The following is a 16,852-nucleotide window of genomic DNA, read 5'->3' as shown; positions in this document are numbered from 1 at the left end:
CCCGCACCGGGAGGACCGGGCTCAGCGGGTCGTCGACCCGCGCACGAGCTCCCACGGCAGGTCGACGACGGTCGTGCCGACGAGGCCGCCGATCCGGCCCAGCGTCTCGAAGACCGCCTCGGCCGCCTGCTCGGGGTGCACGCACACGTGCGTCACGCCGAGCCGGGAGTTCAGGGCGCACTCCGTCGTGCAGAGCGCGATGAGCTGGATGTCGCGCGGGATCACGAGCGACGTGGCCTCGAGCTGCAGATAGATCTCCGGGCCTTCCTCGCAGAACGCGAAGACGGCGTCCGCGCCGGCGTCGACGACCTCGCGCAGGCGACGGTTCAGCGAACGGCGCCCGGCGTCGACGCGGGCGATCCGCCCGTCGAGGCCGCGCACCGTCATCCACGCGCGGTAGGCGGTCTCGCCGATCTCGTCGCGCGGGTGGCCGCCCTCGTCCACGAGGAAGGCGATCCGCTCCGCGCCGCCCGCGGCGAGGAGGTCGAGCCCGGCGCGGACGGCGGCGTCGTAGCCGGTGCGGATGCTGAGACCGCGGTCGGTGTCGATGAGGAGGTCGTTCGCGACGATCGGGATGCCGCGGGCCACCGCCTCCCGCAGGACGGCGTGCGTGCCGTGCGCGTCCGGGAAGTAGAGGACGTCGATGTGCGCGCCGGCGAGGAGGTCGGGGCGCGACTCCGGCAGCACCGTGACGGTGAACCCGTGCGCGGCCGACGCGCGGACGAGGGCGTTGAGCTGGCGGGTCCGGTGCAGCGCCCAGCGCTTCGCGGAGTCGTCGTCGGCATCCTCGGCCATGACGAATCCGACCGACATCGTCCGCCCGCTGCGCAGGGCCGCGGCATACTTGTTCGGGACGTAGCCGAGTTCGGCGGCGACGGCCTTGATGCGGTCCCGCGTCTCGGGGCGGAGGTTCCCGCGGTCGTTGAGGGCCTGGCTGATGGCGGCCGTGGAGACACCCGCCTTCAGGGCGATGTCCTTCAGGGTCACCGTGCGGCTCACTGTCCGGGCGCCCCTTCGCCGCGGTCATCGGATGCCGTAGCCCGGTCGGGGAAGACGGTCCGCACCGACTCGGCCCAGGCCGTGCCCGACCCGGTCGAAGCGAGCGTGTGGCCCTGCGCGATGAGGTGGTGCAGGACGACGCCGGAGAAGTGCCGGAGCGCCGACTCGACCTCGGCCGCGGCGTCGCTGCGGCGCGCGCGGGCCAGCTCCTCCTCGAGAATCCCCTGCACATAGGTGCGCATGCGCACGACCTCCGGCGACACCTCGTGCACCCGTCGCGCGGCCGCGTGCCGCTGCGCCGCGCTGTGCACGATCTCGCGTGCCTCGCCGATGAGCGTGAACTCGTCGACCGGCGCGTGCACGCGGATCGTGTCGAGGTCGAGCAGCTCGATGCCGGGCAGGTCGGCGATGCGGGGGTCGACGTTGCGGGGGAGGCCCAGGTCGATGATGATCTGCCGCCGGGTGCCCTCACCGCGTGCCGCGGCGTGGGAGTCCGCCGCCAGGACGAACGCGTCGGTCGTCGAGGTGCACGTGACGATGAGGTCCGCCGCGGCGGCCTCGGCCTCGTAGTCCTCGATCGGGACGGAGATGAGGTGCTCCTGCCGGGCGAAGCGCTTGCGGCCCGACCGGGAGTGCACGCGGATGTCCTCGGCGCCCGCGGCGCGGAGGGCGGCGAGGGCTGCGGCGGCATACCGGCCGGTGCCGACCAGCAGCACCCGGGCCGTCGCCCACTCGAGGCGCGAGGAGACGAGATCGACGGCGAGGCGGACGAGCGAGCGCCCGGACTCGCCGAGCCGCGTCTCGTTCTTCACGGTGCGGGAGGTCTCCGTCGCGCGCTGGAAGAGGTGCTCCAGCGAGGTCGTCGTGGAGCCCTGCGTCCGCGCGGCGTCGAGCGCGCGCTTGACCTGGCCGGCGATCTCGTCCTCGCCGACGGCGACGGAGTCCAGGCCCGCGGCGACGGAGAACAGGTGCTGCGCGACCCGGTTCCCGTGCGCGAAGTCCACCGCGTCGCGGACGTCGCGGTAGGACAGGTCGGCGAGGTCGGAGATCTGCTCCATCGCGGCATCCATCGCCGGAATGGGGGAGGGCAGGTCGGGGTCGTCGTGCAGGTCGAAGTACGCCTCGAAGCGGTTGCAGGTCGCGAGGACCACGGCGCCGCGGATGGACTCGTGGGCGTCGCGCAGCCGTACCGCGACGTCGTCGCCGATGAGCGACAGGCGCTCGAGCGATTCGAACGGCGTGGTGCGCTGATGCGCGGTCAGGCAGACGAGCACGGTGCGGGAACCCCCTCGGATCAACGGCTAGTATAACGATTAACTGATTCGAGGAGCGTCACCATCTCCACGTCCACGCACCCCCTCACCGCGCACGGCACGGCCCAGTCCCGGCTCGTGCGCGCGCTGCTCGGCGACCGTCCCGCCGTGACCCCCGTCTGGTTCATGCGCCAGGCCGGGCGCTCCCTGCCGGAGTACCGCGCGCTCCGCTCGCAGGGCACGATGCTCCAGGCGTGCCTCGACCCGGCGCTCGCGAGCGAGATCACGATGCAGCCGGTGCGCCGGCACGGCGTCGACGCCGCGATCTTCTTCAGCGACATCATCGTGCCGCTCGCGCTCCTCGGCATCGAGGTCGAGATCGCGCCGGGGCGCGGACCGGTGTTCTCCCAGCCGCTGCGCACGTCCGCGGACATCGCCGCCGCCGTCCGCATCGACCCGGCCGGCGTGCGGGAGCGGGGCGAGGCGATCGCGGATGCCGTCGGCCGGACCACCGCGATGCTCGCCGACCTGTCCGCCGAGCGCGGCGAGGCGATCCCGCTCATCGGCTTCGCCGGCGCCCCGTTCACCCTCGCCGCGTACCTCGTCGAGGGCGGTCCCTCGAAGGACCACATGGCCGCGCGCCGCCTCATCCACGAGGACCCCGCCGCGTGGGAGGCCCTCACGATGTGGCTCGCCGAGGTGACCGGCCAGTTCCTGGCGCTGCAGGTCTCCGCCGGGGCGAGCGCCGCGCAGCTGTTCGACTCGTGGGCGGGCGGCCTCGCGCCGGCCGACTACCGCAACAGCGTCCTGCCCGCCTCGGCCGCGGCGCTGGACGCCGTGCGCGCGCTGCCGGTGCCGGACGGCGTCGACCACATCCCGCTCGTGCACTTCGGCGTCGGCACCGGCGAGATCCTCGCCGACATGGCGACCCTCGACATCGACGCGCTCGGCGTCGACTACCGCGTGCCGCTCGATGAGGCCCGCCGCCGCATCGGCCGCGACCTCACGATGCAGGGCAATCTCGACCCCGCCCTCCTCTTCGCGCCGGAAGCGGTGCGCCGGGCTGCGGTGGAGCGGATCCTCGATGAGGGCCGCCTCTCCCGCGCCCACGTGTTCAACCTCGGCCACGGCGTGCCGATGGATGCCGACCCCGACGCGATCTCGTCGGTCGTGCGCATGGTCCACGAGTGGCAGGCCGCCTGACGATGGTCCCCGTCACGGCTTCCGCCAGCGACATCATCGTGGTCGGCGGCGGGATCGCCGGCCTCGTGATCGCGTGGGAGGCCGCGCGCGCCGGCCGTCGCGTCATCGTCTGCGAGAGCGGCGACGATACCGGCGGGATGCTGCGCCGCGGCCGCGTGGCAGGCGTCGACGTCGACCTCGGCGCCGAGTCGTTCGCGATCCGCACGAGCGGTGTCGCCGACCTCGTCGCCGACGCGGCCCTGCCCCTGCAGATCGTGGAGCCGCGGCCGGAAGGAGCCCACCTCGTCCTCCCCGGCGCGTTCGGACGGGTGCGCCGGATGCCGCTGCCCCGCCGCGCCGTCGTGGGGATGCCCGCCGAGCCCGAGGCCGGCGACGTCGTGCGGGCCATCGGGCGCGCCGGGGCGCGGCGTGCGGCGCAGGAGCGCGACCTTCCCGCCGGCATCGGCAGGGAGTCCGGCGTCGAACCCTCGCTGTTCGACCTCGCGACGGCCCGCTACGGCCGGCGGGTCGCGGAGCGCCTCGTCGACCCGCTCTGCCAGAGCGTCTACTCGCAGCCGTCCTCCGCCGTCCGCCTCTCCGCCGTGCACCCGAGCCTGTGGGCAGAGTTCGAGCGGCGCGGGTCGCTGACCGCCGCGGCCGGCGCGGTCGCGCCGGCCGCCCGCGCGGGCTCGGCCGTCCGCGGCATCGACGGCGGCATGTGGCGCCTCGCGGCGGCCCTGCGCGACGCCGCAGAGGCCGCCGGCGCCATCATCCGCACCGGGGCGGCCGTGCAGGCGCTCCGACCCGCGGCTTACGGCGTCGAGGTCGTGCTCGCCGGCGAGACCCTCCGTGCCGGGCACGTCGTCGTCGCGACCGGACCGGCCGCGGCCGGGGCCCTCCTGCGCGTGGACGCCGCCGCGCCCGTCGGCGGCGCCGTGCGCCTCGTCACGGCCGAGGTCGTCTCCCGCGCCCTCGACGCGCGTCCGGTCGGGTCGGGCGTCATCGTCCCGCCCGCTGCCGGCGGCCCCGCGAAGGCGCTCACCCACGTCGACGCGAAGTGGGAGTGGGCAGCCCGCGCCCTCCCGGTGCACACCCACGTCGTGCGCCTCTCCGCCCGCGACGCCGACGCCCCCGGGCTGGACACGCCCGCCGCCGTTGCCGGGGAGCTGCGCCGACTCACCGGCGCGCGGATCCGTCCCGCCGACGTGTGGGCGCTGACCGAGACCCGCTGGACCGACGCGGTCACGTCCGCGTCCGCCGCAGCCGCCGCGTGGCGCACCGCCGCGCGCGCAGCGACCCCCGCCGGCATCCACCTCGCCGGTGCGACCGTCGCCGGGACGGGGCTCGCCTCCGTCATCCCGCACGCCCGTGAGCTCGCCCGCGAGCTCGTCGCCCGCACGTCCCACCCCGCCACCGCCTGAAGGAGCACCCCATGTCCGACGACACCGCGCTCGGCTACACCCTCTTCGCGATCCTCGCCGGCCCGCGCCCCCGCGGGGCCGCCCCGACGCCCGCCGACCTCGACGCTCTGACCGCCGTGACCACGTCGCTCCCCGGCGACGGCGTGACCCTCCGCGGTCTCTACGACGTCACGGGCATGCGCGCCGACGCCGACCTCATGGTGTGGCTGCACGGGGAGGACCCCACCGCCCTGCAGCGCGCGCTCCGCGCGCTCCGCCGCACGCCCGTCCTCGCGGGCTTCGACAACATCTGGAGCGCCATGGGCGTGCACCGGGAGGCGGAGTTCAACAAGCGCCACGTGCCCGGCTACCTCCGCGGCGAGCACGCCCGCGGGTGGCTGTGCCTGTACCCGTTCGTCCGCAGCTACGAGTGGTACCTGCTGCCCGAGGAGGAGCGCTCCCGCATGCTCGCCGAACACGGGCGCAAGGGGGCGAGGTTCACCGACGTCGTCGCCAACACGGTGTCGACCTTCGGGCTGAGCGACTACGAGTGGCTGCTGCCGCTGGAGAGCGACGAGCTCATCAGCCTCGTCGACATGATGCGCGACCTCCGCGCCACCGACGCGCGCCGTCACGTGCGCGAGGAGGTGCCGTTCTACACCGGACGGCGCATCGAGGTCGCCGAGCTCGCCGAGGTGCTGTCCTGATGAGCGAGCAGTTCCGTCCCAAGCCCCCGCGGGCGGCGAGCGCCGAGTTCGCACCGGGCTGCGCGGTCGCCGGTGCGACGGCGGCGACGTGCGGCGGCGACGCCTACGCGACGCAGCCGATCGCGTACGACGGCATCCTGCTGCTCGGCTTCGGGGGACCCGAGGGCCAGGACGACGTCATCCCATTCCTCCGCAACGTCACTGCCGGCCGCGGCATCCCGGACGAGCGTCTCGAGGAGGTCGCGCACCACTACCGGCACTTCGGCGGCGTCTCGCCGATCAACGAGCACAACCGCGAGCTGAAGGCGGCCCTGGATGCCGAGCTGTCCGCGCGGGGCCTCGACCTGCCGGTGTACTGGGGCAACCGCAACTGGATGCCGTACGTCACCGACGCGCTGACGGCCGCGCACGACGCCGGGAACACGACCCTGCTCGCGATCGCGACGAGCGCGTACAGCTCCTACTCCTCCTGCCGGCAGTACCGCGAAGACCTCGCCGACGCCGTCGCCGCGACGGGACTGTCCGGACAGGTGCAGATCGACAAGGTCCGCCAGTTCTTCGACCACCCCGGCTTCGTGGCGCCCTTCGTCGACGGCATCCGGTCCGCGCTCGCCGAGCTCGCGGAGCGCGGCGTCACCGACCTGGAGCGGGACGTCGAGATCCTCTTCTCGACGCACTCCATCCCCACCGCCGACGCCGACCGCTCCGGCCCGCCCGAGCGCGGGTTCGGTCCCGGCGGCGCGTACGTCGCGCAGCACACCGCGGTCGCGACCGAGATCATGGCGCAGCTCGGGATCGGGAGCGCCTGGCAGCTCGTGTACCAGAGCCGGTCCGGCCCGCCCTCCGTGCCGTGGCTCGAGCCCGACATCAACGACGCGATGCAGGAGCTGCCCGCCCGTGGCCGCCGCGCCGTGCTCATCGTGCCGCTCGGGTTCGTGAGCGATCATATGGAGGTGCTCTGGGACCTCGACACCGAGGCGCTCGAGACCGCGGAAGGGCTCGGTCTCGTCGCGCTGCGGACGGCGACGCCCAGCACGCACCCCGCCTACGTGAGCGGCCTCGTCGACCTCATCGAGGAGCGCCTGCGGGCGACACCCGCGGCAGACCGCCCGCGCGCGACGGACCTGGGACCCTGGTACGACGTCTGCCGGCCGGGATGCTGCGAGAACAAGCGCCTCGGCTTCCAGCCCGCCCTCGCCGGGGTCGCGCCGTGACCCGTACGGCTCTGCGCCTCGGCACCCGGGCGAGCCTGCTCGCCACGACCCAGTCCCAGCTCGTCGCCGACGCGATCACCGCGGCGACCGGCGTGCCCGTCGAGCTCGTCCGCATCACGAGCGAGGGCGACGTGCTCACCGGGTCCCTCGCGCAGATGGGCGGCACGGGAGTCTTCGCGACGGCGCTCCGCGACGCGCTGCTGCGCGGGGAGTGCGACCTGCTGGTGCACTCCATGAAGGACCTGCCGACCGCGCCGTTCGCCGGCATCGTCGTCGGCGCCGTGCCCGTCCGCGCCCCGCAGCGCGACGTGCTGTGCGCGCGGGACGGGCTGACCCTGGCGACCCTCCCGCCGGGCGCGCGGGTCGGCACCGGTTCGCCCCGCCGCGTCGCGCAGCTGCGCGCCCGCCGCCCCGACCTCGACGTCCGCGACATCCGCGGCAACGTCGACAGCCGGCTGCGGAAGGTCACCGACGGCGAGCTGGATGCCGTCGTCCTCGCCGAGGCGGGCCTCCGCCGCATCGGGCGGGACGCCGCGATCACCGAGATCCTCGACTGGCCGACCTCCGCCGCACAGGGGGCTCTCGCCGTCGAAGTGCGCGCCGAGGATGCCGAGGGGGAGATCGGCCGCGCCGTCCGTGCCGTGAACGACGCCGACACGCAGCTGTGCGCCGAGCTGGAGCGCGCCGTCCTCCGCAGCCTGGAGGCCGGGTGCGCCGCACCCGTCGCGATCGACGCCGTCCGCGTCGGCGACGAGGTGACCCTCGTCGCCGACGTGCACGCCCCGGACGGCGCCCGCTCGGTGCGCGCCGAGCGCCGCGTCGCGATGGCTGACGCCGGCTCCGACGACGCACGCGCGGCCGTGGCCGCCGACGTCGTCGCCGAACTCCTCGCCGGCGGCGCCGCCGACTTCGCCGACCTGCCCGGGACGGCCCGGTGAGCCTCGCGGGAGCCCGCGTCCTGGTCCCGCGCGCGGGAGCCTGGGGGGAGCGCGTCCGTGCCGACCTCGTCCGCCGCGGCGCCGAGGGCGTCATCGCCCCGCTGATCGCCTCCGCCCCGCCCCGCGACACCGAGGCGCGCGACCGCGCCTTCGCGGCGCTCGCGGCGGGGGAGTACGCGTGGCTCTTCGTCACGAGCGCGGCGAGCGTCGAGCAGCTCGTCGCGCACGGGGTCCGCATCCCCGCCGCCACCCGCATCGCCGCCGTCGGCCGAGCCACGGCGCGCGCCGTCGCCGACGCCGGGTTCGAGGTCGAGTTCGTCCCCGTCGGGACGTCGTCGGCCGCCACGATGATCACCCAGTGGGTCGCCGGCCGCACGGCCGCCGGCACCGGACGCTGCCTCGTCCTCCGCTCCGACCTCGCCCAGGCCGTCATCAGCGACGAGCTCGAGCTGCAGGGCTACGCCGTCGACGTCTGCATCGGCTACCGCACCGTCGGCATCGACATCGACCCGGCCGTCGCCGAGGACCTCCGCGCCGGCCGGATCGACGTCGTCCTCCTCACCTCGCTCAGCGTCGGCCGCGAGCTGCGCCGCCAGGTCGGCGCCCTGCCGCCCACGACCCTCGTCGCCACGATCGGCCCCGGCACGACCCGCGACGCCATCGCGCTCGGCTTCACGGTCGGGTACACCGCCCTCACCCAGAGCGTCGACGCGCTCCTCGCCGAGCTCGACGACGCCGACATCCGCACCCTCACGCGTCAGGAGACCCCGTGACCGCCGCCTTCCCCACCCGCCGCCTCCGCCGCCTCCGCGCGACCCCGGCGCTGCGCCGCCTCGCCGCCGAGCACGCCCTCGTGCCGGCGCAGCTCGTCCTCCCCGTGTTCGTGAAGGAGGGGATCACCGCAGCGCAGCCCATCGCGAGCATGCCCGGCGTCAGCCAGCATCCGCTCGAGGCGCTGGCCGGCGTCGTCGACGAGGCCGTCGCCGCCGGGATCGGCGGCATCATGCTGTTCGGCGTCCCCGCCACCCGCGACGCCGTCGGCTCGGGCGCCGTCGACCCGGACGGCATCCTCAACCGCGCCATCACGCTCGCACGGGATGCCGCGGCCGGACGCCTCACGGTGCAGGCCGACCTGTGCCTGGACGAGTTCACCGACCACGGCCACTGCGGCGTGCTCGCCGGCGACGGGTCGGTCGACAACGACGCGACCGTCGACGTGTACGCGCAGATGGGCGTCGCGCAGGCGCGCGCGGGCGCCCACATCCTGGGACTGTCCGGCATGATGGACGGTCAGGTGGCCGCCGTCCGCGCCGCGCTGGATGCGGCGGGCTTCGCGCACGTCGTGATCCTCGCGTACTCCGCGAAGTACGCCTCCGCGTTCTACGGGCCGTTCCGGGATGCCGTCGAATCGACCCTGCAGGGCGACCGCCGCACCTACCAGATGTCGCCCGCGAACGCCCGGGAGGGCATCGAGGAGGCGCTCTCGGACATCGACGAGGGCGCCGACGTCGTCATGGTCAAGCCCGCGGGGCCGTACCTCGACATCCTCGCCCGCGTCGCGGACGTCTCGAGCGTCCCCGTGTGGGCCTACCAGGTGTCGGGGGAGTACGCGCTCATCGAGACCGCCGCCGCGGCGGGTCTCATCGACCGGGAGCGCGCCATCGGGGAGTCGCTGCTCGGCATCCGGCGCGCCGGCGCCGACGCCATCCTCACCTACTGGGCCCTCGAGGCGGCCGGCTGGCTGCAGGACGGGAAGGACCTCGCATGACCGGCAACGACGACCTCTTCGCCCGCGCGCAGGCTGTCATCCCGGGCGGCGTGGACTCGCCGGTCCGCGCCTACGGCTCGGTCGGCGGGACGCCGCGGTTCATCGCGTCGGCCTCCGGCCCGTACATCACCGACGTCGAAGGGCGCGAGTACGTCGACCTCGTCGCGAGCTGGGGCCCGGCGCTCGTCGGGCATGCCCACCCCGTCGTCGTCGACGCCGTCATCGAGGCGGCCCGGCGCGGCCTGTCCTTCGGCGCCCCGACGCGCGGCGAGACCGAGCTCGCCGAGGAGATCCGCCGCCGCGTCCCGGCCGTGCAGAAGCTCCGCCTCGTCTCCACCGGCACCGAGGCGACCATGACCGCGATCCGGCTCGCGCGCGGCGCGACCGGCCGCGACCTGCTCGTGAAGTTCGCCGGCCACTACCACGGGCACTCCGATGGGCTGCTCGCGCAGGCCGGCTCCGGCCTCGCGACGCTCGCGCTGCCCGGCTCGGCCGGCGTCCCCGCGGCGATCGCCGCGCAGACCCTCGTGATCGGCTACAACGACCGCGCCGCCGTCGAGGCGGTCTTCGCCGCCCACCCCGGCCGGATCGCCGCGATCATCACGGAGGCCGCCGGAGCCAACATGGGCGTCGTGCCTCCGCATCCCGGGTTCACGGCGTTCCTCGCCGAGATCGCGCACCGCGAGGGCGCGCTCCTCATCAGCGACGAGGTGCTCACCGGCTTCCGCGCCTCGGCGTCCGGCTACGCGGGCGTCCTCTCCGCCGCGGGGGAGGACGTCACGCCCGACCTCGTCACCTTCGGCAAGGTCATCGGCGGCGGGCTTCCCGTCGCCGCCGTCGGCGGTCGCGCCGACATCATGGACCTCCTCGCCCCGATCGGCCCGGTCTACCAGGCCGGGACCCTGTCCGGGAACCCGGTCGCCGTCGCGGCAGGCCTTGCGACCCTCCGGCTGGCCGACGCGGACGTGTACCGGCGGATCGACGCCGCAGCGCACGTCGTCGCCGACGCGACGTCGGCGGCGCTCGCAGAAGCCGGTGTGCCGCACGTCCTGCAGTGGGCGGGGACGCTGTTCAGCGTCTTCTTCGGGGACGCCGTCGCGGCCGGCGTGCCGGACTATGCGACCGCGGTGACCCAGGACGCGGCGGCGTACGGACGCTTCTTCCACGCGATGCTCGATGCGGGGGTGTCGTTGCCGCCGTCCTCGTTCGAGGCGTGGTTCCTCACCGCCGCGCACGATGAGGCGGCCCTCGCGCGGATCGTCGAGGCGCTGCCGCGGGCTGCGCGGGCGGCAGCTGCGTCGGTGTGATGGACATACGAATGTGAGTAGCATCCCCCTCCGACATCCGTACCGCTCGGAGGGTCGCGTCTCCCCAGAAAATCGCCGGTGAGGATGAGAAAATCCTCATGATGCGTTCGTAGCTTTGTTCGAAGGTGGGCGCTAGAATCGACGCATGAGCAGCACTCTCCCCGACCTCACCGCCGCGGTGGCGACGGTGTGCGAGCTGTGGCCGGGAGAGCACGTCGAGGGCACGGACGCCGCCCGGCTGGTGGCGCTGAACGACGCGCTGGGGAAGGTGCGGCGGCTCGCGGATGCCGCCACGGTCCAGGTGGCCGCGGAGATCTCCCGTCAGTCCCGCCCCGAACTGGGCGCGGACTCGCTGGCGAAGAAGCAGGGGTTCCGCAACGCCAACGTGCTGCTGGCCAGCGAACTCGGCATCGCCAACGGCGAGGCCGCCCGGCTCGTGGAGGTCGGTGAAGCGACCGCTCCGCGGGTGCTGCTGACAGGTGAGCACGCCCCGGCGAAGCACCCGCACGTCGGCGACGCTGTGGCGGCAGGACGGATCGGGATGCCGGCGGCGTCCGCGATCATCCGGATGCTCGACCGCGTCGTGATGACAGCCGGTCGCGCCGCGACGGATGCGGCCGAGCGGACGCTCGTCGACCAGGCGCCCGGGCTGACACCGGACGCCCTGCTCAAGGTGCTCGCGCGTGCCGAGGCCCACCTCGATCCCGACGGCGTCGCGCTGCGGGAGGACGAGATGCGCTCGAAGGAGTCGCTGCGGATGCGCGAGGATCGCGACGGGATGCTGCACCTCACCGCGGTGTTCGGCCCCGAGCGCGGCGCACCGATCAAGGCGGCCCTCGAGGGCTACGTCACCGCCCGGCTCTCGGCCCAGCGTGACGCCAGGGTGACCCGCGAGACAGTCGACGCCGGCCGCGAGGCCCTCGGCTCCCGTCATGAGAGCGTCGACGGTGCGGCAGGCGAGGCTGCGCCGGAGAGCGCGGGCCCATCGGGAGAGGCCCGGTTCGCCGACGACGTCGACGCGCCGCGACCGTCGATCCCGCAGCTGCACGCGGAGGCCCTCGCGCTGATCTGCGAGCACCTGCTGGGCTGCACGGACAAGGACGTCCCCGTCCAGGGCGCGACCGTCGTGGTCCGCCTCAGCCTCGACGACCTCCACAACGGCACCGGGCAGGCTCTCATCGACGGCCTGACCGCCCCGGTCTCGGTCGGCACCGCCCGTCGCATGGCCGCCGACGCCGGGATCATCCCGTGCGTCCTCGGCGGCGAGAGCGAGATCCTCGACTGGGGGCGGCAGAAGCGCCTCTTCACGGCGGCGCAGCGCCTCGCGCTCGGCGAACGCGACGGCGGCTGCGCCGGCTGCGGCGCACCGCCCGCGCACTGCAAGGTCCATCACATCGACTGGTGGAAACGCGACCGCGGCCCGACCGATCTGTCCAACGGGATCCTGCTGTGCACGTCCTGCCACCATCGGATTCACGACAGCGGCTGGACGATCCGCATCGACGGTCCCGGTGTCACCGCGCGGGTGTGGTTCATCCCGCCGCCCTGGATCGACGCCGCCCAGACGCCGCGGCTCGGAGCCCGCCGCAGATTCGACTACATCGCCGCGTGACCCCGCCGCGGCGGCCGTGCGCCGGCAGCCGGGCGTGCAGGCAGGCGGGCGCCGAGCAGGCGGGCATGCACGACCTCGCCGGTCATCCGCTCCGGAGCCGGACCGCAGCCAGCCACGCGAGCGCGGCCGAACGGGAGAGGCCGTCATCCCACGACGCACGCTCCCGCGCCAGCTCCTCCGCGCGGTCGAGCGCGGCGGGACCGGCCAGCGCCGAGTACAGCAGCACGTAGTCACCCAACGGGCCGCCGAACGCCGACTCACCGCCGGCACCCGCCACGTTCAGCGCCACGCGTCGCGGGTCCCCGGCCAGATACTGCAGACCGATCGGGGAGACCGGCAGCAACTGGATGCCCAAGATCGCCGACGGCTCGTCGCTGAACCACGTGGCATGGTCGCGCTTGGCCCCCCACGTCAGCGAGACGACGGTGTGCGCGTAGCCGTCGGGGAGCCCCGTCGGCTCGAGCCACAGCCGGCGGGCGCTGTCGGCCTCGCCCGACAACAGCCACTCCGCACGCTCACGCAGGTCGGCATTGCCCGCCGCCGCCGCCCACAGCGCGAGGCCGTTCCACGCGGCCACGGCCTCGGAGCTGGACTCCTGGTTGTTGCCGTCCGCGAACGGCGACAGTCCCGACGCCCACGAGTGCCCGCGGTACGGGTCGAACACCCGCAGACCCGGCAGGGGATCTCCGCCGGCCGCGATGTCCGCGGCGAGCAGGTCCATGACCGGACGCAGCATCTCGACCGCCTCGGGACGCTCCTCGGCCAGCACCCCCGCAGCGAAGAGGAAGTGGCCGTAGTGGAAGTGATGGTCGTTGCCCTCCTCCGAGCCGAACGAGGGCTCCCTGCCGACGACCGTGTGCAGCCGGGCGTCGTAGGCGAAACAGCGCTCGTCTCGCGCCGCGCAGCCATCGACCTGGGCCCACGGTCCCAGGCCCGCCTCGAGCAGATCGGCGGCCCGCTCGGCGAGGTCGTCCTCACCCAGCGAGCGGGCGAGGGCCAGCAGGGTGGCGAGGCGTGCCAAGGCCTTCCCCCCGAAGTACGTGTCCTCCGGAGCGTCGCCCGTCCCTGCGAGATCAGCCGACAGCTGGTCCACCAGCTCCCCGTGCGCCTCGCCGTCGAGGCCGGTCAGGTCGAACGACGCGCGGGGCGAGATCCGCGCCACGCGGCGCTCCAGCGTCGTGCCGCGACAGGCGTCGACCTGCCCGTAGGCGGTGTCGTACGAGCCGAGATCGCACGCACCCGCCGCCGCCATGCCCGGGAACGGCACAAGGACGGTCCCGGCCGTTCCCGTGTACTCCAGCCGGGTCGAGGCGGCCTCGCCGCCGCGGGTTGCGGAGGCCTCGAACGAGGTGACCGCTCCGGCCACCGGGTCGCCGAACGCCGCGATCCAGGTCGCCGGTTCCGCATCGACCGGCAGGGCGGACACCTGTGCGCTCTCGCCCGCCGGGATCTCCAGCGCATCGCCCCGCGCCTCGGCGTTCGCGGCGACGACCGCGAACGCCGTGCCGTCGGCTTTCATCGTCCATGCGCCGTCGCCCGCGGAGGCCAGGCTGCCGCCGAAGGCGATGGGGAGAGCACGTCGCGCCGTCACCCCGACCGCCGGCCAGCCCTCCGCGATCGTCACATCCGCGATCGCCGCCCCGTCGGCGTCGGCATACGTCAGCGTCACGGCCACCTCGTCGTAGGCGGTCACCGTGAACGTCGCCGCACCGAGGTCGACCGCCAGGCCGCCCGAGAACGGGGTCGCGATCGAATCCGCGGTCACCGCGACCGTGGGCAGGTCGAGCGAGAAGCCCGTCGGGGTGGGCGCGAACGCGAGCGGGAACGGGAACACCGGCAGGGGAACCTCGGAGAACACCAGGCTGGAGAACCAGCGGTTCGTCGGGGGGATCAGATCCTCCGCAAGACGCAGGGGTGCGGCGGCCGGGTTCCGTTCCGCCGGCAGCAGCTCCACCGCGGCCGGCGTCGTGGCGGCGACCGGCGGGGGCGCGGACGCGGTGCAGCCGGTGAGCGCCGCCACCACGACGACCAGTGCGGCGATGAAGGGCCGCCGCGTCATAGACCCACCTGGCGCAGCAGGTCGCCGAACGCGTCGGCGACCCCCGCCCACGGTCCGTCGTCACGCAGGTGCAGCGTGGCGACGACGGGCGTACCGGGCCGGTGCAGCCCTCCGATGGGGCGCGCCGCCAGGACGGCGCTGTCGATCGTGATGACCGAGGTGGCCTCTCCCGCGACGGTGTCGACATCGATCTGCACCACCTTCCCGGCGATCGTTCGGTCGTCGGGAAGGCGGAGGTCCACGGTCGCGCCGGAGACGATCCGGCCGTAATCGCGTGCCGTGAGGGTGAACTCCGCGGTCGCCCCCATGGTGTCGTCCCGATCGATCCGCGAGAGCACTTCGCCGGCCTGCACGAAGTCGCCGACCGGCGCGAGGCTCTCCGCCACCGTGCCGTCGACCGGCGCGGTCACGACGAAGGTGCCCTCGGCGGTCACGGCGACTCCCAGATCGTCGGCGGTCACCGACTCGGTGGCCAGGTCGCGGGCCAGAAGGGGGCTCCGGATCTCGAAGAGCACGTCGCCCGCGCGCACAGCAGCGCCTGGCGTCACGTTCGACGCACTCACGATGCCGGGATACGGGGCACCCACCGCGAACTGCTCGGCCGTGATGGCGGCGGTGTCGCTTTCGACACGTGCCTGCCGCTGCGTGAAGACGAGCGTGCCGCCGCCGACGAGGGCGAGGACCGCGAGAAGTCCGACGAACAGCCGGATCCGGTTCGGCCAGGTCATCGGGCGTCCTCCGCCCGGAGTCCTGAGGGCGCGGGCGACCTCGAGGAATCGGATGCCGGCAGCGGCCGGGCCACCACGGTGATCGGACGGGGCGCGTCCGCCGTGGGGAGCGCGGCGAGAGGCCGCGGCGGCCGACGCCGTTCGCGGAAGGCGGCACCGATGAACGCCGCGAGGATCAGCGTGTTCGTGAGGTTCCAGGCCGTCGCCAGCGCGAGGGTGCCGTTGTGCACGTCGCGCGCGATCGCCACGACCGACGTGAGGCCGAGGAACGCGAAGAACAGCAGCTGCGGCACGATGAAGTCGAACGGCGACCGGCGGGAGCCCGAGCCCGTCACATGCCACCCGACATCCCGCCCGCAGATGACGTTCCACAGTGCCTTCGCGTAGATCGGGAAGGACACCGTCGCGAGGGTCAGCGTCTCCCAGCGGAAGGATCCGACGACGAACCAGGCGAGCACGACCTGCACGAGGTAGAAGCCGGCGTAGAAGACCGCCCAGGTGACGGCCGTGACGCCGATGTTCATCGGCCGGAGGTCGAAGTAGATCTCCAGAGGCGGCACGAGCAGCAGCAGCGCGGGGACGATCCCGGTGAGATAGAAGGTCGCGGTGACCAGGTACTGGATGCGCTGGTCACCCGTCAGGCGGCGCCGCGGGCTGAGCGGGTTGTGGGTCAGAAGGATCTCGAATCCGCCGGTCGCCCAGCGCAGCTGCTGCTTGCTGTACGCCTCGATGGTCTCCGGTGCGTCGCCGACCGCGAGGATGTCGGCGATGTAGACCGAACGCCATCCCCGTTCGTGCAGGGTGAGGGCGGTCCACACGTCCTCGGACTTCGAGTCGGTGTGGATGCCGCCGATCTCGTCGACGGCTGCCCGCCGGAAGATGACGTTCGTCCCGACGCAGAACGCCGCGTTGAACCGGTTGCGGCCGCGCTGGATGAATCGGTAGAACACCGACTGCATGTAGGCGGCGCCACGCGAGATGACCGTGTGCAGGTTGTTGTACGCCTGGGGCGTCTGCACGAAGGCGACGTTGCTGTCCGTGAAGAACGGCACGGTCTCGATCAGGAAGTCGGGGTCGGGGGTGAAATCGGCGTCGAAGACCGCGAACAGCTCGCCCTTCGCGATCGTCAGCGCATGGTTGATGTTACCCGCCTTGGCGCCGTGGGAGCTCAGTCGTCGCACGTACCATGCCCCGTGCTCCGCGGCGATCCGGCGGATCTCATCGGACTGGCCGTCGTCGAGCACCCACGTGCGGTGCGCTCCCCGCAGTGCGACGGCGGCGAGGACCGTCCGGGCGACCACGTCCGGCGCCTCCCCGTAGACGGTGATGAACACGTCGATGAGCAGCGGGCGAGAATCCAGGTGCAGGGTGTCGTCGCCGCGGCCGTCATCCCGGGCCATCAGTTGCCGCTTCGCCTCGTGGTAGGCGAAGTCGCGCGGCTCGTATCCCGAGGCGAGGATCGTCCACATCGACAGGAGCGCCTGGAGCACGAGGACGGACTCGGCGACGATCACCATCCCGTACGGCAGCAGGTCGCCCCGGTTGGCCGGATTGAGCAGGAAGAGCATGTAGGCGATGACGCCGATGGTCGCGCACACCGCGACCAGGACGAACAGTGCGGAGGTCTCGGCCGCGCGCACCGCGTGCCCGCGGCCGTCGAGCCTCGTGAGATTGCTGGGCAACGC

14 protein-coding genes are annotated in these 16,852 nt (G+C 73.7%); 9 read left to right on the top strand and 5 right to left on the bottom strand.

All coding sequences use genetic code 11. The features are described from left to right. Positions 1-21: 21 nt before the first annotated feature. Together MSA03_RS01955 and MSA03_RS01950 are read right to left on the bottom strand one after the other, a co-directional pair. Positions 22-999 (bottom strand): LacI family DNA-binding transcriptional regulator, encoded by a 978-nt coding sequence (locus MSA03_RS01955; RefSeq protein ID WP_147049432.1) that lies wholly within the window; start codon positions 997-999, stop codon positions 22-24. Then, a complete protein-coding gene (locus MSA03_RS01950; protein WP_244946274.1) occupies positions 996-2,297 on the bottom strand; it encodes a glutamyl-tRNA reductase in 1,302 nt (433 codons plus the stop codon). The genes MSA03_RS01955 and MSA03_RS01950 overlap by 4 nt, the downstream gene beginning before the upstream one ends. 93 nt (positions 2,298-2,390) lie before the next feature. Here MSA03_RS01950 and hemE point away from each other — a divergent pair, with 93 nt between their 5' ends. From hemE to MSA03_RS01905, 9 genes are all read left to right on the top strand, one after another. Continuing rightward, the gene (gene hemE / locus MSA03_RS01945) at positions 2,391-3,455 is read left to right on the top strand and encodes a uroporphyrinogen decarboxylase (RefSeq protein ID WP_244946273.1); all 1,065 of its coding nucleotides are present in this window, start codon (positions 2,391-2,393) and stop codon (positions 3,453-3,455) included. Further along, a complete protein-coding gene (locus MSA03_RS01940; protein WP_244946272.1) occupies positions 3,440-4,855 on the top strand; it encodes a protoporphyrinogen/coproporphyrinogen oxidase in 1,416 nt (471 codons plus the stop codon). The genes hemE and MSA03_RS01940 overlap by 16 nt, the downstream gene beginning before the upstream one ends. Positions 4,856-4,866: 11 nt before the next feature. Then, positions 4,867-5,541: a hydrogen peroxide-dependent heme synthase gene (hemQ, locus tag MSA03_RS01935; protein WP_147049430.1), complete on the top strand. Its 675-nt coding sequence runs from the start codon at positions 4,867-4,869 to the stop codon at positions 5,539-5,541. Then, positions 5,541-6,755, top strand: a complete 1,215-nt coding sequence (locus tag MSA03_RS01930; protein ID WP_147049429.1) for a ferrochelatase — start codon at positions 5,541-5,543, stop codon at positions 6,753-6,755. The genes hemQ and MSA03_RS01930 overlap by 1 nt, the downstream gene beginning before the upstream one ends. After that, the gene (gene hemC / locus MSA03_RS01925; RefSeq protein WP_244946271.1) at positions 6,752-7,693 is read left to right on the top strand and encodes a hydroxymethylbilane synthase; all 942 of its coding nucleotides are present in this window, start codon (positions 6,752-6,754) and stop codon (positions 7,691-7,693) included. Before MSA03_RS01930 ends, hemC begins: the two co-directional genes overlap by 4 nt. Further along, the gene (locus MSA03_RS01920; RefSeq protein ID WP_147049427.1) at positions 7,690-8,466 is read left to right on the top strand and encodes a uroporphyrinogen-III synthase; all 777 of its coding nucleotides are present in this window, start codon (positions 7,690-7,692) and stop codon (positions 8,464-8,466) included. The genes hemC and MSA03_RS01920 overlap by 4 nt, the downstream gene beginning before the upstream one ends. Next, positions 8,463-9,461 (top strand): porphobilinogen synthase, encoded by a 999-nt coding sequence (hemB, locus tag MSA03_RS01915; RefSeq protein WP_147049426.1) that lies wholly within the window; start codon positions 8,463-8,465, stop codon positions 9,459-9,461. Before MSA03_RS01920 ends, hemB begins: the two co-directional genes overlap by 4 nt. Further along, a complete protein-coding gene (gene hemL, locus MSA03_RS01910) occupies positions 9,458-10,768 on the top strand; it encodes a glutamate-1-semialdehyde 2,1-aminomutase (RefSeq protein ID WP_147049425.1) in 1,311 nt (436 codons plus the stop codon). The genes hemB and hemL overlap by 4 nt, the downstream gene beginning before the upstream one ends. Before the next feature lie 145 nt (positions 10,769-10,913). Beyond that, complete coding sequence (locus MSA03_RS01905) at positions 10,914-12,380, top strand: HNH endonuclease signature motif containing protein (protein ID WP_147049424.1); 1,467 nt, start codon at positions 10,914-10,916, stop codon at positions 12,378-12,380. A gap of 82 nt (positions 12,381-12,462) precedes the next feature. Here MSA03_RS01905 and MSA03_RS01900 read toward each other — a convergent pair whose 3' ends face one another. From MSA03_RS01900 to MSA03_RS01890, 3 genes are read right to left on the bottom strand one after another with little or no spacing between them, the layout of a single operon-like run. Continuing rightward, complete coding sequence (locus tag MSA03_RS01900; RefSeq protein ID WP_147049423.1) at positions 12,463-14,439, bottom strand: glycosyl hydrolase; 1,977 nt, start codon at positions 14,437-14,439, stop codon at positions 12,463-12,465. Continuing rightward, positions 14,436-15,167, bottom strand: a complete 732-nt coding sequence (locus MSA03_RS01895; RefSeq protein WP_147049422.1) for an HlyD family efflux transporter periplasmic adaptor subunit — start codon at positions 15,165-15,167, stop codon at positions 14,436-14,438. The genes MSA03_RS01900 and MSA03_RS01895 overlap by 4 nt, the downstream gene beginning before the upstream one ends. Beyond that, a complete protein-coding gene (locus tag MSA03_RS01890; RefSeq protein ID WP_231478557.1) occupies positions 15,164-16,849 on the bottom strand; it encodes a glycosyltransferase family 2 protein in 1,686 nt (561 codons plus the stop codon). Before MSA03_RS01890 ends, MSA03_RS01895 begins: the two co-directional genes overlap by 4 nt. Between the last annotated feature and the right edge of the window lie 3 nt (positions 16,850-16,852).

Source organism: Microbacterium saccharophilum, assembly GCF_007992455.1.
Lineage (GTDB): Bacteria > Actinomycetota > Actinomycetes > Actinomycetales > Microbacteriaceae > Microbacterium > Microbacterium saccharophilum.
The sequence above is the reverse complement of the archived record's forward strand: the minus strand, read 5'-3'. Positions and strand labels throughout refer to the sequence as shown.

What these genes read in the sequence shown, in the direction of transcription:
- hemQ (WP_147049430.1), top strand. Translation starts at nt 4,867, where the DNA reads ATGTCCGACGACACCGCGCTCGGCTACACCCTCTTCGCGATCCTCGCC.
- MSA03_RS01930 (WP_147049429.1), top strand. Translation starts at nt 5,541, where the DNA reads ATGAGCGAGCAGTTCCGTCCCAAGCCCCCGCGGGCGGCGAGCGCCGAG.
- hemL (WP_147049425.1), top strand. Translation starts at nt 9,458, where the DNA reads ATGACCGGCAACGACGACCTCTTCGCCCGCGCGCAGGCTGTCATCCCG.
- MSA03_RS01905 (WP_147049424.1), top strand. Translation starts at nt 10,914, where the DNA reads ATGAGCAGCACTCTCCCCGACCTCACCGCCGCGGTGGCGACGGTGTGC.
- MSA03_RS01900 (WP_147049423.1), bottom strand. Translation starts at nt 14,439, where the DNA reads ATGACGCGGCGGCCCTTCATCGCCGCACTGGTCGTCGTGGTGGCGGCG.
- MSA03_RS01895 (WP_147049422.1), bottom strand. Translation starts at nt 15,167, where the DNA reads ATGACCTGGCCGAACCGGATCCGGCTGTTCGTCGGACTTCTCGCGGTC.